General features: G+C 58.7%; 8 protein-coding genes. 1 reads left to right on the forward strand and 7 read right to left on the reverse strand.

Translation table 11 applies throughout. The annotated features are described in order from the left end of the window. From PG879_RS07325 to PG879_RS07355, 7 genes are all read right to left on the reverse strand, one after another. On the reverse strand, nt 1–1,392 hold a 1,392-nt coding region (locus tag PG879_RS07325), incomplete at its 3' end, for a retention module-containing protein (RefSeq protein ID WP_270829971.1). Between the two features lie 267 nt (nt 1,393–1,659). Then, complete coding sequence (locus PG879_RS07330; protein WP_270829972.1) at nt 1,660–3,585, reverse strand: EAL domain-containing protein; 1,926 nt, start codon at nt 3,583–3,585, stop codon at nt 1,660–1,662. 3 nt (nt 3,586–3,588) lie between these two features. Further along, entirely contained in the window at nt 3,589–4,347 is a 759-nt protein-coding gene (locus tag PG879_RS07335; RefSeq protein ID WP_223952717.1) for a transglutaminase-like cysteine peptidase, read from the reverse strand. A gap of 99 nt (nt 4,348–4,446) precedes the next feature. Continuing rightward, on the reverse strand, nt 4,447–5,778 hold the full coding sequence (locus PG879_RS07340; protein WP_010675164.1) for a TolC family outer membrane protein: 1,332 nt from the start codon (nt 5,776–5,778) through the stop codon (nt 4,447–4,449). Nucleotides 5,779–5,813: 35 nt separating this feature from the next. Next, entirely contained in the window at nt 5,814–7,229 is a 1,416-nt protein-coding gene (locus tag PG879_RS07345; RefSeq protein WP_102948558.1) for an HlyD family type I secretion periplasmic adaptor subunit, read from the reverse strand. Continuing rightward, complete coding sequence (locus tag PG879_RS07350) at nt 7,222–9,366, reverse strand: type I secretion system permease/ATPase (protein WP_039040368.1); 2,145 nt, start codon at nt 9,364–9,366, stop codon at nt 7,222–7,224. Before PG879_RS07350 ends, PG879_RS07345 begins: the two co-directional genes overlap by 8 nt. A 377-nt stretch (nt 9,367–9,743) precedes the next feature. Beyond that, entirely contained in the window at nt 9,744–10,682 is a 939-nt protein-coding gene (locus PG879_RS07355; RefSeq protein WP_270829973.1) for a TIGR01212 family radical SAM protein, read from the reverse strand. Between the two features lie 613 nt (nt 10,683–11,295). On the opposite strand from PG879_RS07355, the gene gltB reads away from it, so the two are divergent. Next, nucleotides 11,296–15,753, forward strand: a complete 4,458-nt coding sequence (gene gltB / locus PG879_RS07360) for a glutamate synthase large subunit (RefSeq protein ID WP_270829974.1) — start codon at nt 11,296–11,298, stop codon at nt 15,751–15,753. Nucleotides 15,754–15,762 lie beyond the last annotated feature (9 nt).

Consider the following 15,762-nt stretch of genomic DNA (forward strand, 5'->3'; position numbering starts at 1 on the left):
GCCATCCGCCCCCTGCACGTCGTTGGTGATGACGTTGCCATTGAGGACCAGGTTGTTCTCGCTCGCCACCGTCGGGTTGACGTCGTTCACCGCCGTCGGCACGTCATCCAGCACCACGACATCCAGCCCTGCACTGGTCGTGTCGCCATCGAAGTCCGTCAACACAACGTTGAAGCTCTCCGTCAGAGCCCCATCATTTGCAGGTTTGTTATGTGTTTCGTTATCGTTCAGGGTGTAGCTGTAGGTCACGCTGCCAACCCCTGTCACCGGGTTGTAGCTGACGCCGGTCACCAGCAGTTGATTTCCCAAAGGACTGGGGATCCCCTGGGGGAAGGTGGTCAAGACCTGGCCATTGCTGATCAGCGTCACACCTCCCAGCGTCAGGCTTTGTACTCCATCTGCCGCATTGAATGTAAAGGTACTGCTCTTGGTCAAGGCGGCGCCATCGGGGGCTGAGCCATCCGGCAATGCGGCTTCATCAAGGACAAGCTCACCACCCTCGACCTGCAATCCATTCAGCGAGACAGGCTCATCTACAGGGGTGATGGTGATGGTCAGAGTGGAGTCGTTGGTATCATCCCCATCCGTTACGGTGTAATTGACCGCAGGTACAGGGCCTGTGTAGTTCAGCGCGGGGGTAAAGGTATAGGAGCCGTCGGCATTGATGATCAGCGTACCAATCCCATCCAGCGTGCTCTCAACGCCGGCAGCAATTCCCTGATTGCTGCCCCAGCTATAGGAAATGACAGACGTATCAAGGGGACCATCCGGATTGTTGCTGTTGTCGAGCACATTGCCACTGATGGCCTGATCTTCCTGGGTAACAGCAGACTCATCCTGATCATCGAGCTGATTCTCGGACAGAAGATCGTCTTCCTGCAGCACATTCTGATCGATCAACGTGTCATAGCCGGTATCGAATCCGGCCTCGGCTATGGTCGCATCTCCGATGCGGTCTATGACAACAAAACCACCATTGCCACTGGCCCCAGCGACCCCGCCGATACCGCCACCACCACCGGCGGCAGGTGCCCCACCGGCAGCAGAGGCTTCGAAGTTCTTGGTCGGGTCAATCCCTTGCAGGATGGATTGTTGCAACGCCGCAATTTCTGGCGACACTTCAGGCGAGCCTTGCTGATGATTGGCAACCGATGAGGAAGATTGCCCCTCTGGAGGCATCTCTGTCCCTGCCGGGACACCATTGCCCTCTGCAGGTTTGTCATCGTAGGGCGCCAGCATCAATTTGGCATCATCAGCGATATTGAGTCTGGCGCCAGGCTGCAGTATCTCGCCAGGCTGGAGAGGGCGACTGCTGCCATCGGCAAGCAGGATCTGAACGTTGCCTTCTACGGAAGAGACGACCACGGTTTTGTCGATGATTTGGGTGCGCATATCCATTGCTCCAGGGTGACAGATCTTGATGCCTACACTCTAGATACGCCCCCGTCCTGCTTCCGTTGCAAAAATGTACAGGGTTGAGTCTCTTTGACTTCATCCGATGCAGCGAATCGAACGAATATTTTTTACATATAAAAATCAATTAAGTAACAGCGCGAGTTTTAGTGATATTACCTATATGTCGCGTAAAAATGATGTACATATTCTAAACAGATATAAAAAAGGGCCCTTAATGGGCCCCTTTCTATCGAGTTGTACCGCTTATGCCAGTGGAAATGCTGGGTGAACGAACCCCTGATAACCATCGATATGCAAACTGGACAACAATTCAACCTGCCGTTTATCTTCCACCCGGGTGGCGATGGTCGTGACACCCGCGTTGTGGGCAGCCCGACAGACAGCCGCCAGGAAGGAGGTATCGGCGCCTGGTTCCATGACCTGGCTGGTATACCCGTGGTCCACCTTGACATAAGCGGGGGCCAGCTCTTCCAGATAGCCGAGGGACTGGAAGTGCCGGCCATAGTGATCGACCCCCCACAAGAAGCCGTGCTCTCGCAACAGCTCAACCAGATGAGTCACATACTCTTTGTGTTTCATGATGGCCGCTTCCGGGATCTCGAACAGCAGTCGCTCCTTCAGCTCCACGTTCAGCGACAGATAGCCTCTGAGCCATGTCAGGAACTCATCCGAACAGAGAGAACCCGCCGTGATATTGACTGCCAACACCAATTCCGGTTGCTGCTTGAACAAGGTGACGCAGGCTTCTAGCACCGCCTTGTCAAACTCGGCCCCCATCTTGAACTGCTCGATCGCAGGCAAGAACTGCCCTGCGAAGTAATCCGTTCCATCTCGCGAGATGGCCGCGAACAACTCGGCATGCAGGCGGGTACCATCATCGAAGCGGCACGCAGGCTGTGCCTTGAAGCGCCAGAGATGTCTGGCAATGGCATCCTGCACCAGGTCTCGCCAGGCAAGGCGTCCCATCAGTCCCTGCTCATTGCCGCCTTCCATCACGACGGCACCGCGCCGCTCATTGCGCGCTTTGCCAAGGGCGTTATCCGCCTTCGTCAGCAGGGCCGAGAGATCGTCATTGCCATCACGGCCGGCGATGCCGACGACGGACAGCGCACCGCTTTCCCCCATGGGATTGACAACCAGATCGGCGACACGGCTGTTGATGAGCTCCGCCAGCTCCTTGAGCTGAGAGAGATCATCGGTGGGGCAGAGCAAGGCATACTCCGTCGCCGAGATCCGGGCCAGTGCCGCGCCATCCCAGCCATCCAGCAGTTCCCTGAGCACCTGTGCAATGGACTTGACCATGTTGTCCCTTGCAGCAAAGCCCTCTTCCCGATAGAGATCGTCCAGCATGTCGACGGCCACCAGCATGACCCCGCCCTGCCCGGCCTCCGCAATCCAGGCATTGACCTGCCCGACGAAGTAAGAGCGGTTGCCAAGCCCGGAGACGGCATCCACATAGACGCGGGCTCGCAGGTTCTCGGCCTCGTCGGCCTGCTCTTTGAACTGCACGGCAAGCTTGCTGGAAAGGGTATTGATGGCCTGTACCACTTGCCGCAGCTCGCGGGTCTTGGGCTCGGGAATGGCGTGGCCGAAATGGTGCAGCTCGATTTCAACCGCCTGATCGCAAATCAGCTTGAGCGGTTTGAGCAGATAATTGAGCGCCCGCATCAGCAAGAGAGTGGTGACGAGAAAGCCGACCAGGAACCAGGTGGCCAGTTCGCTCATTCCTTTCCAAAGCTCGTAGTAGGCTTGTCCAGGGTGGCCGACGACCTTCAGCTTGCCCAGTTGCAGCCAACCCGACGTCAAAATCGATTCATTGGCCACTTCAGGGAACAGATCCAGCCCAATGAACCACTGTGGGACCCCTTCGATATGGCTGCTGTTCTCCAGCTCGATGACATCCTTGGAGGCCAGCAGATCGAGACGGACCAGCTTGTAGTAACCCCCGTCGAACACCGCCTTGATCACGGATTCGGCACTGACCTTGTCGCCGTTCTCCAGATAGGGGGTCAGCGCCAGACCCAGTGCGGTGGACGTATTGATGACGGTGGTCTCCTGCTGCTGCGCCAGGTAGTTGCGGGTCGAATTGAATTGCACCCAATAGGTGGCGGCAAACAGCAATCCGAACAGCAGCAGCATGGTTGCCAATAGTTGTCTGTAGAGCGTCATAGGTTAATCATCCAAATTGACCGCAGGCCGAGCCAATCGCCCCGATGTCATGCGATTGCGTAAGTCTGTCCATAATCCCAAGCGGGATGATTGCCCGGCCAGTTCCCCTTGACCACGCGCCTTCATCAGCCACAAGTGACTACCGTTAAAACTGTAAATTGGCAACAAATCCGCCCGTTGGGTCGCCGGGCGAATTGAGCCGACAAGATTGTCCAGAATCAGGGGTACTGCCGCAGGCGTCTCATAGTAGGCAACGACCATATGAAACTGGTTATAATCCAATGCCTTGACATATACCATTCGCATTTTTTCATCAGGGATGCCAAGTTCCAGCAAGGTAAAATACTTGGAAATGCTGAAGTCTTCACAATCTCCCCCCGCTGCGCCCAGAAATTCCAGCGGTGTCGCCCAATAATCCTTCTTGTGCCACAACTTGATGTCATCGATGAAACGCATCTGGTTGAAGAACTGGTTCACCTTCTCCAGCTTCTGCCGATCCGTCAGCCCCGCCGCCTTGTTCTGCATTGCCAAAGTGCGCCAGCTGGTGACCCGTTTGCCGGCCCTGGGGCCATAGGTCTCCTCCGCGCGCTTGACCAGTTTCATATCCTCCGGTGAGAGAGGCTGGCTGGCGCTGAGCAGCAGGGGGATCGCCAGCAGGGCCAGCCACAGCAGGCGAACCCGCCAGGGCGCACGTGCACCTGCGACAGCTCGATACCCATCACGTCGGCTGCAGCCTGTCGATGCCACCTCTTTCTGTGTCATGACGCCGCCATCATCCCCTGACCACCGGACGCATAAAAGAATGACTGCAGCACGCTGCAGCCATTCCCCTTGCCTGATATGACATCAGTGGCAGGGCCATCAGTTGTTGTTGGCCTGCCATTCAGCCGGTTGCTGCACATTCAGGGCATTGAGCAGACCACCGGTGGCATTGAGGATACGATAATCTGCCAACAGGGAGTCGTACTCGGCCGTGATGTAGCTGCGGCGAGCCTCGAACAGTTCGTTCTCCGTGTTCAGCACGTCCAGCAAGGTCCGTTGGCCCAGGCCGAATTGCTTCTTGTAGGCCTGTACGGTGTCATAGCTGGCGTCCACGTGCTCTTTGAGGAAGACTTTTTGCTTGGCCAGCGACTCTTTGGCGTTCCAGGCGAGGCGGGTCCCCTCTTCCACCTGACGGAAGGCATTCATGTGAATGTCTTTGGCCTGGGAATAGAGGGCTGAGGTTGCCTTGCTTTCTGCCAGATCGGACCCACCGCGGAACAGGTTGTAACGCATCCGGACCATGGCGGTGAGATCGTCGTTACGGCCTTTGACCGCATCGATGTCCTCGTTCCAGTTCTGATCCACTTCAAAGGCTACGTTCGGGTAGAACCCGGACTTGGAGCCTTCATGCTGATACTTCGCCTCTTCGATGTCCTGCAGGGATGACAGCAGGGTCGGGTGAACCTCTGTTGCCGTCTTCAGCGCATCTTCCAGCGTTGCGGGCAGGAGTTGGGTGTTCGGTACTGGCTGAACGAGATCCTTGGGCACTTCATTGACGACACGGATGAACTCGCTCTCGGCATCCCGATAGTTGTTCTCCGCCGCCGCCTGGTTGGAGTACGCCCGAGCCACACGACCGTCGATCTGGGTCTGGTCAGCGGTCGACCCCAGACCGGAGTCGGTCCGTTTCTGGATGTCACTGCGGATCTGTTCGTGGGTTTCAAGGTTCTGCTTGGACAGCTCCAGGATCTCCTGCTGACGCAGCATGTTGAGGTAGACCTCGGCCACGCGCAGGGCCGTGTTCTCCGCCTCGGAGATCATCGCCAGGCGCTGGGCCTGGGCGGCGGCATCGGTCCGTGCCACGTTGCTGCTGACATCAAAGCCGTCAAACAGCATCTGGCGAAGGCTGATCCCGGCCTCCTTGCGCGTCATGGAGTCATCGATCGTCTGTGAATTGGGACCTGCGGCACGAGTCGAGGGACTGTCAGTCTTCTCGTAACCGACGCCACCACGCAGATCAATGGTGGGGTAATAGCCGCCCTTGGCTCCATCATGCTGATACAGTCGTGCCTGATAGAGATCAAAAGCTTCCTTGATTTTCGGATGGGTAGCCAGTGACTGCGCCACTGACTGTTCCAGCGTCTGTGCCTGGCTCAGGCCCGGGAACAGTATGGTGCCACTAACCAGCATGGCAACAATCGTCTTCTTCATGGTATCTCCAGTCATGTTGTTTTTAGATTGTTGGCTTATCGTTCTCTCAGTGCCGACTGCTTAGCCCTCAAGATGGGTTTCAGCAAGTAGTCTAGGACACTTTTTTTACCAGTAATAATATCTGCACTGGCTAACATACCGGGGATGATGGGAAGTGCGTTAAGCTCATCGCCCAGATAACTCTTCTCAGTTCGTACTCGCACCAGATAGAAGGAATTACCCTCCTCATCCTGGATTGAGTCGGCACTTATCTGTTCAACCTTGCCATGTAAACCTCCATAAATAGTGAAATCATAGGCAGTTATCTTGACCACGGCCTCCAGTCCGGGTCTGAGGAACGCGATGTCCTTTGGCGACACCTTGGCTTCAACCAGCAGGGTATCTTCCAGCGGCACTATCTCCATCAGGTCCATGCCCGGCTGAACGACCCCACCCAGCGTATTAATCTTGAGCTTCTTGATGGTCCCCTTGAGAGGCGCGATCACACTGGTACGATCGACTCTGTCCCTCAGGCCGACCTGGCCCTCTGACAACTGGCTCAACTTGCCTTGACGTTCGTTCAGCTCGGTCTGGGAGTCCGCCCGGAATTTCAGGGCGATATCATTTCGCTTCGAGATGGTCTCCCGCAGTACCGAGTTGAGCTTGGGCACCAGCAGGCGGTTCGCCTCCAGCTCCCCTTGCATTTCGTTGACCTGCCGCTCCAGTTTAATTAGCTCCACTTGAGGAACTATACCCTCTTTTGCGAGAGGACGGCTGATGTTCAGTTCCTGACGAGCCAGATCAACGCTGCGACCGACGGTCCGGATCTTGGCATTGAGCTCTATGGTCTCCTGCTCTTTCTGCTCGATCTGCTGTCCCAGAATGTAAAGCTGGTTCTTGAGGTTGTTTAACCGCGCCTCCTGCACCGACCTTTCACGGGCGGCATATTCGGCAAACACATTCTCGTACCCTTCGGGGAACTCGATGGCCTGTTTGTCGATGGCTACCTGTTCACGCCACCCCAGATTGGGCTCGTTCTTGACCACCACGCTGCGAATTTCGGCGCGCAGGCGGGCGATATCCCCCTTGAGGGTGACCAGCTCCTGTTCCCGTTCGCGAAAATCCGACTTGAAGCGGGTATCGTCGATGCGCAGCAGTGGCTGTCCCTTCTCGACGATGTCCCCCTCCTTGACGAAAATCTCCTTGACGATCCCCCCTTCCAGGTTCTGGATCACCTGCAACTGGCGCGACGGTATCACCTTGCCCTGGCCGACGGTCACTTCATCCAGCTCGGCCCAGGCCGCCCAGACGATGGCGCTGACAAAAAACAGGAAACAGGCCCAGAGCAGGACTCTGGCACGGGTGGGTGTCGTCAGCAGCACGGCGGCGGCGCCGTCATCCACGTACTCGAGATGTTCGGGAGCCGGCAAGACCGTATCTGAGGGCGTTTTCTTGAACCAGTGGTCAGCCATTCGCCGTCTCCTGCACCCGCACCTTGCCTTCCTTCAATTGCTGCAACACCACCTCTTTGGGACCATCCGCCACTATCTTCCCCTGCTCCACGACGATGACCCGGGAAGCGACATCCAGCATGGAGGTCTTGTGGGTGATGAGGATAAGGGTGGTTTCGGGGCCGAGCCGCGCCAGCTCCTGCTTCACGTGCATCTCTGACTGGTTGTCCATGTTGGAGGTCGGCTCGTCCATCACCAGAATGGGGGGATCGTTGAGCAGGGCGCGAGCCAGCAGGATGGACTGGCGCTGGCCACCGGAGAGCTGACGTCCCCCTTCGCCTATCTGTCTGTCGAGACCGTTGGGATCCCGGTTGGTAAAGTTGGTGACCCCGGCCCGCTTGGCGGCGCGCAAGACACGGGCATCGTCCACCAGGGGATTGCCCAGCATGATGTTGTCCCGCACTGAACCAAAGAAGAGGGTCACATCTTGCGGCACACAGCCGATGTTGCGGCGAATGATGGTCGGCGGCAGTTGGTCCAGCTCAAAGCCATCCAGACGCACCAGGCCGTCAGTCGGGCGATAGAGGCCCATCAGCAATTTCTCCAGCGTGGTTTTACCCGCACCGATCCGCCCGATGATGGCCACCTTCTCACCCGGCTCGATGCGCAGGTTGATGTTGTGCAGGGTACTGCTCTCCATGCCCGGATACTTGAAGGAGACATTTTCAAACTCGATGCGCCCCTGGATGACCGGATGGTGGATGTACTGCCTGCCCTCCTCCTGCTCACCCGGCGTCATCATGATCTTCTCCAGGATCTCGAGCGCCGACTTGGCCTGGTTGTAGCGGGTGGAGAGTACCGAGAGCTGCACCATGGGGGCGATGGCCCGGCTCGACAGCATCACGGCCGCTATCATGCCCCCCATGGTCACCAACCCTTCCGAGATCTGGTAAACACCGACGATCACCAGTCCCACTGTCACCACCTGCTGGATGTAGCTCGCCAGAGAAGACATGGAGTTGGTGATGCGCCGGGTCTGCACGCCCCAGGTCGAGATGTGGGACACCGCCTGCTCCCAGCGGTGCTGGAACATGCTCTCGGCCCCGAAAATCTTCACGGTCTCAAGGCCCGAGATGCTTTCGATCAGATTGGCGTTCTTCTGGGAGGCGAGCCGGGAGCCCTCCTCGATGGATTGCTTCAGCGGTGCCTGAATGTAGAAGCTGTAGGCCACCAGGATCAGGATGGCGATGATGGGCACCACCACCATGACACCGGCGAAAATCCAGATGATGAAGAGGAAGAAGATGGCAAACGGCAGATCGATCAGGGTGGAGACGGTGGCCGACGTGAAAAACTCGCGCACCGATTCAAACTCCTGCAAGTGCTTGGCAAAGGCACCGGTCGACGCAGGCCTGGACTCCATCTTCATGCCCATCACCTTGGCAAAGATTTTGGCCGACAACAGCACGTCGGATTTCTTGCCTGCAATATCGATGAAGTAGCTGCGCAGCTGGCGCATCACGAAGTCGAAGGTGAACACCACCATGGCTCCAACCGCCAGCACCCAGAGGGAGTCGAATGCCAGGTTGGGCACAATCTTGTCATAGACGTTCATGGTGAACAGGGGGCTGGCGATAGCAAACAGGTTGATGAGGATCGAGGCCACCAGCACATCCCGATAGATACCGCGGGACTCGAACAAGGTGCTCCAGAACCAGTGACCATCACGGGTCTCCAGCACTTTGGGCGAGCGCTCATCAAACTTGAACTGCCGCTTGACGTAGAACAGACGACCATTGTACTCGTCACCCAGCTGGGCAAGACTGACCCATTGGGCCGCGTCTCCGGCCTGGGGAAAGATGACCCTCGCCTGGGTCCGTTCTTCATTCCATTCAAGCAAGATGCAGGCGCCGCCATTGCGCGTCTGCAAGACGCAGGGCAGCAGCAGGGAGGAGATCTGTTCAAGGGGCTGGATCACTTCGCGGGCAGAGAGACCGCCCCGCTCGGCGGCACGACTGAAGAGCGCCGTGCTGAGACGCCCGGAGACCAGTGGCAAGCCGGTGGTGAGAGCATCCTGACTGTTGGGCACCCCGTAAAAGCGGGTCAAAAAGACCAGGCACTCCAACAGTTCATCTATATGGCTGGTTTCTGCTTGCATAGCATCCCATCAAACATGATTCAGAAGGTTGTCTCGGGGCCGAATATCCAAAAGCCCGGCGGCGATCCGGAAAAACAGAACAGACCTCGCCACCCAGACCCACAACCCGATTAGCGCACAGAGCCGGGACACTGCATGTCTCGCCTCCCTTACAGATTTTCATGCCGGAAACGGAGGGGACATACCAAGCACCTGATGTTGCCAAGAAATATGCCACCCGGTTCGAAGAGACACCGCCCGGTATACAAACTGCAAAGAGTTATTGATAACTATATCTTTTTTCAAGCCGACCATCTTATCAAGGTGACTTGAACGAAACTATACTCCAAAGACTGAATTTCATCTAATAACCCACTGTTTTTTTGACGAAATTAGAGTTAGTACTCGCCCGTGGAAGGGAGAGAAAAAGGGCGTCCCAGGCAGTGCCCCTGAGGGCCTGAGCGTGCCAGCTCCGCGGCAATGGCGGTCATGGCGCTCCAGCGATTCTCGCACCAGGCGGGGGCCAGCAGTGTCGGGCGGCGCGCCGACGCCGAGACCCTGTGATAGACCACCTCGGGAGGCGTGTACTGGATCATGGCGACCGCCGCCGCCACATACTGCTCCATCGTCAACACATCCAGCCGTCCCGCCTGCCACGCCTTGCCAAGAGTGCTCCCCTCCACCACATGCAGTGGGTGAAGCTTTATCCCCTCGACGCCGGTCTCCACGACACGGTGGAGGGTTTCCAGGCTGTCCATCGGCACCTCGCCGGGCAGGCCCACGATGAGGTGGGCACACACCTTGATGCCCCGCAGATGGGCTCTGGTTACAGCGTCAACATAGGCGGCATAGCCGTGGCCCCGATTGATGCGTTGCAACGTCTTGTCGTTGGCGCTCTGCAGCCCGAGCTCCAGCCACACCTCGTAGCCGCGGGCCTGATAACCTGCCAGCAGATCCAGCACCGCATCGGGTACACAATCAGGGCGAGTTCCGACGCAGAGCCCCACCATGTCGCTCACCGACAAGGCTTCTTCATACATGCGCTGAAGGTACTCCACTTCGGCATAGGTGCTGGTATAGGCCTGAAAGTAGGCCAGATAGCGCCTGGCTCGGGTCACCTCGTCCCGGCGTGCCAGCAGTTGCTGCACCACGGAGAGTTGCTGGGCCGACTCGTCGGCAAAGGAGGAGACATTGCAGAAAGTGCAGCCACCCCGCCCCAGGGTGCCGTCCCGGTTGGGGCAGGTAAAGGCCCCGTGGATGGAGAGCTTGTGGATCTTCTGGCCGTGGCGCTGCTTGAGATCCTGGCCAAATGTATTGATGAGTTCGTGTAACTGCATGACACCTCCGAAATGAGGTGTCATTCTAGCGACGCAGCCCGGCGGGCAGGCTGCGCTGGATCAATCCCGCTCTCTACCCAAAAATCATATAAATATTCACGTTAGATGCGATAAATACCCAACAGTCAGCATTCACGGTCACTTTTGACAACCTTTCACTCCTGCCACCTGGAGAAAAGTGTCATAACCTCTCGCCCATAACCAGCTGTAACTACTGAAAAAATCCTGTTTAGTCTGCTTATGGACAAATGCAAGACGCAGGATCCTGAAATGTGATCCCCGCCAAGCACACCAGAGATGACTTTGTAAAATTACTACAGTTTCCCGCCACCATGCAGTCAACCACTAAATCGTCCATAACCAGAATATAAATCCAACAAATAAATAAAAATCAGTCATATATACACAAAAATGCTGATTGAGTCTCAAAAACCCACATTTTGTTATGGTGATGTAACATTGCAAACAAGCGGGATGTCCAATTGACCTTGCCCGAAAATCCCATTAGTTTGGAGATTCGCCACCTCAGGCGGACGGAACCACAAGAGCCAATCGCAATTTATGCAGTCTGTTGATGACAGTGCGATGGAAGGCCGAGCAAGGGAGAAATGCAATGTCACTATATGATCCAAAGCTGGAGAGGGATAACTGTGGCTTCGGCCTGTTGGCCCACATGGAAGGGGAAGCCAGCCACAAGCTTGTCCGTCTCGCGATGTCAGCCTTGGCTCGCATGCAGCACCGCGGCGGTATCTCCGCTGATGGCAAGACCGGCGACGGCTGCGGCCTGTTGCTGCAAAAACCCGACAGCTTCTTTAGAGCTGTCGCCGAAGAGAAGGGATGGCACCTGGGCCGCAACTACGCGGTCGGCATGCTGTTCCTCAACCCCGATCCCGTCTTGGCGCAAGCCACTCGCGACATCATCGACGAAGAGCTGGAAAAGGAGACCCTGAGTCTGGTCGGTTGGCGCAAGGTGCCTATCGATACCAACGTACTCGGCTCCATCGCCAAGGCCTCCCTGCCCAGCATTGAACAGGTCTTTGTCAACGCGCCCCCGGGCTGGGTCGACAAGGATCTCGAGCGCCGCCTCTATATCGTGCGCCGCCGCATCGAGAAGCGCATCAGCGACGACTACTTCTATGTGGTCAGCCTTTCCAACCTGGTCACCGTCTATAAAGGACTGTGCATGCCGGTGGATTTACCGCGCTTCTATCTGGATCTGGCCGACATCCGCATGCAGGCCGCCATCTGCGTGTTCCACCAGCGTTTCTCCACCAACACCAGCCCGCGCTGGCCGCTGGCGCAGCCGTTCCGCTACCTCGCCCACAACGGCGAGATCAACACCATTGCCGGCAACCGCCAGTGGGCCAAGGCGCGCAGCTACAAGTTCGCCACCCCGCTGATCCCGGATCTGCAAGAGGCCGCCCCCTTCGTCAACACCACGGGGTCGGACTCCTCCAGCCTCGACAACATGCTGGATCTCTTCCTGGCCGGCGGCATGGACCTGTTCCGTGCCATGCGTCTCTTGATCCCGCCTGCGTGGCAGAAGCACCCGAACATGGATGACGACCTGCGCGCCTTCTACGACTTCAACTCCATGCACATGGAGCCCTGGGACGGCCCGGCCGGCATCGTCATGACCGACGGTCGCTACGCCACCTGCGCGCTCGATAGAAACGGCCTGCGTCCGGCACGTTACGTCATCACCAAGGACAAGTTCATCACGCTGGCCTCCGAAGTGGGCACCTGGGACTACACCCCGGACGAAGTGCTGGAGAAGGGCCGTGTCGGCCCGGGGGAGCTGTTCGTGGTCGATACCAGCAACGGCAAGATCTGGACCAGCTTCGAAATTGATGACGATCTCAAGAGCCGTCACACCTACAAGCAGTGGATGGACAAGCACTGCAAGCGCCTGGTGCCCTTCGAGCAGATGGACGATGCCAGCACGGGGTCGCGCGAATTCCCGGATGACCGGCTCAAGACTTACCAGAAGCTGTTCGGCTACTCCTTTGAAGAGCTGGATCAGGTGATCCGCGTGCTCGGCGAGAATGGCCAGGAGGCAGTGGGCTCCATGGGGGATGACACCCCGATGGCGGTGCTCTCCTCCAGCCAGCGTACCCTGTACGACTACTTCCGCCAGATGTTCGCCCAGGTGACCAACCCGCCCATCGATCCCCTGCGGGAAAATCACGTCATGTCCCTGGCCACCTGTATCGGCCGCGAACAGAACGTGTTCAACGAGACCTTCGGTCACGCCCACCGGGTGCTGTTCCAGTCGCCGATCCTGCTCTACTCCGACTTCCATCAGTTGCTGGTCCTGGAAGGGGAGCACTACCGCCATGCGGTGCTGAGCCTCAACTACCTGCCCGAAGAGGGGCTGCAAGCCGCCCTCGAGCGCCTCTGCCACGAGGCAGCTGAAGCGGCCCGCAGCGGCGCGGTGCTGCTGGTATTGTCAGACCGGGACATCAGCCCGGATACCCTGCCCATCCCGGCCGCCATGGCGGTGGGTGCGGTGCAGCGTACCCTGGTGGACAACAACCTGCGCTGCGACGCCAATATCCTGGTGGAGACCGCGAGCGTGCGCGACCCGCACCACTTCGCCGTGCTACTGGGCTTTGGCGCCACCGCCATCTACCCCTATCTCGCCTACGAGACCCTCGCCAAGCAGGTAGAAGAGGGCGTGCTCAAGATGAGCCTGCGCCAGGCCATGCTCAACTACCGCAACGGCATCAACAAGGGCCTCTACAAGGTGATGTCCAAGATGGGCATCAGCACGGTGGCAAGCTACCGCTGCTCCCAGCTGTTTGAGGCGGTGGGCCTCTCCAAGGCTGTTGTCGAACTCTGCTTCCGCGGCGTATCGAGCCGCATCCAGGGTGCCGACTTTGCCGACATCCAGCAGGATCAGATCAATCTGTCCCGTCTGGCCTGGCTCGGCCGCAAGCCGCTGACCCAGGGCGGCCTCTTGAAATTCGTCCACGGTGGCGAGTACCACACCTACAACCCGGACGTGGTGCAGACCCTGCAAGTGGCGGTGCGCTCCGGCAACTACGCCGATTACAAGGAGTATGCCCGTCTGGTGAACGAGCGCCCGGTCGCCACCCTGCGCGATCTGCTGTCGCTCAAACAGGGCACCACCCCGGTTGCGCTGGATCAGGTGGAGCCAGCCGCCAGGCTGTTCCCCCGCTTCGACTCCGCGGCCATGTCCATCGGCGCCCTCGGCCCGGAAGCCCACGAGGCCCTGGCCATCGCCATGAACCGCCTCGGCGGTCAGAGCAACTCCGGCGAAGGCGGCGAGGATCCCAAGCGTTTTGGTACCGAGAAGAACTCTCGCATCAAGCAGGTGGCTTCCGGTCGCTTTGGCGTCACCCCGCACTACCTGATGAACGCGGACGTGGTGCAGATAAAAGTCGCCCAGGGTGCCAAGCCCGGTGAAGGTGGCCAGCTGCCCGGAGACAAGGTCACCGCGCAAATCGCCCAGCTGCGCTACTCCGTGCCCGGCGTGACCCTGATCTCCCCGCCGCCCCACCACGACATCTACTCCATCGAGGATCTGGCCCAGCTCATCTTCGACATCAAGCAGATCAACCCGAACTGCCTGGTGTCGGTGAAACTGGTGTCCGAACCTGGCGTCGGCACCATCGCCTGTGGCGTGGCCAAGGCCTATGCGGACTTCATTACCGTCTCCGGCTACGACGGCGGCACCGGCGCGAGCCCGCTCACCTCGGTCAAATACGCCGGCTCCCCCTGGGAGCTGGGCCTGGCCGAAACCCAACAGGCGCTGGTGGCCAACGGCCTGCGCCACAAGGTGCGCCTGCAGGTGGATGGCGGTCTCAAGACCGGTCTCGACATCATCAAGGCGGCCATCCTCGGCGCCGAGAGCTTTGGCTTCGGTACCGGCCCCATGGTGGCACTCGGTTGCAAATACCTGCGTATCTGCCACCTGAACAACTGCGCCACCGGCGTCGCCACCCAGGATGAGAAGCTGCGCCGCGAACACTTCACTGGCCTGCCGGAAATGGTGATGAACTACTTCAAGTTCATCGCCGAGGAGACGCGCGAGCTGATGGCCGAGCTGGGCGTCACCCAGCTCACCGACCTCATCGGTCGTACCGACCTGCTGGAAGCCCTGCCCGGCCTCACCGCCCGTCAGGCCAAGCTGGACTTGTCCGGCATCCTGGCGGCCCCGGTTGCACCGGCAGGCTCCAGTCTGTTCAGCCAGCAGCACAACCCCACCTTCGACAAGGGGCCCTTGAACCTCAAGATGGTGGAAGACCTGCTGGACGCGGTGGAAAACATGAGTGGCGGCGAGTTCCGCTACGACATCCGCAACACCGACCGCTCCGTGGGTGCGCGTCTGTCCGGCGAAATCGTCAAGCGCCACGGCAACCAGGGCATGGCGGCCGATCCGGTCAAGGTGCACTTCAACGGCACCGCCGGCCAGAGCTTCGGCGTCTGGAACGCCGGTGGCCTTGAGATGATCCTCACCGGGGATGCCAACGACTACGTGGGCAAGGGGATGACCGGCGGCAAGCTGGTGATCAAACCCCACGTCGGCGTGGCGTTCAAATCCCACGAGGCGGCCATCATCGGCAACACCTGCCTCTATGGCGCCACCGGCGGCAAGCTCTATGCCGCAGGGACCGCCGGCGAGCGGTTCGCGGTGCGCAACTCAGGGGCCTTGGCGGTGGTCGAGGGGATTGGCGACAACGGCTGTGAATACATGACAGGCGGCATCGTCACCGTGCTCGGCAAGACCGGTGTCAACTTCGCGGCGGGCATGACAGGCGGTTTCGCCTACGTGCTCGACGAGTGCGGCAACTTTGCCAAGCGCACCAACCCCGAGCTGGTCGAACTGCTGGAGGTGGCGGATCTGGCCATCCACCAGGAGCACCTGCGCGGTATCATCACGGCGCACCTCAACGAGACAGGCAGCTCGCGTGCCGAGGAGATCCTGGCCAACTTCGACTCCTATGTGCCCAAGTTCAGGCTGATCAAACCCAAGTCCAGTGACGTCAAATCGCTGCTTGGCCACACCAGCCGTTCCAGTGCAGAACTCAGAATCCAGGCGCAATAAGGAGGGAAC

Origin of the sequence: Aeromonas sp. QDB63 (assembly GCF_027707425.1) — a bacterium.
GTDB lineage: Bacteria > Pseudomonadota > Gammaproteobacteria > Enterobacterales > Aeromonadaceae > Aeromonas > Aeromonas caviae.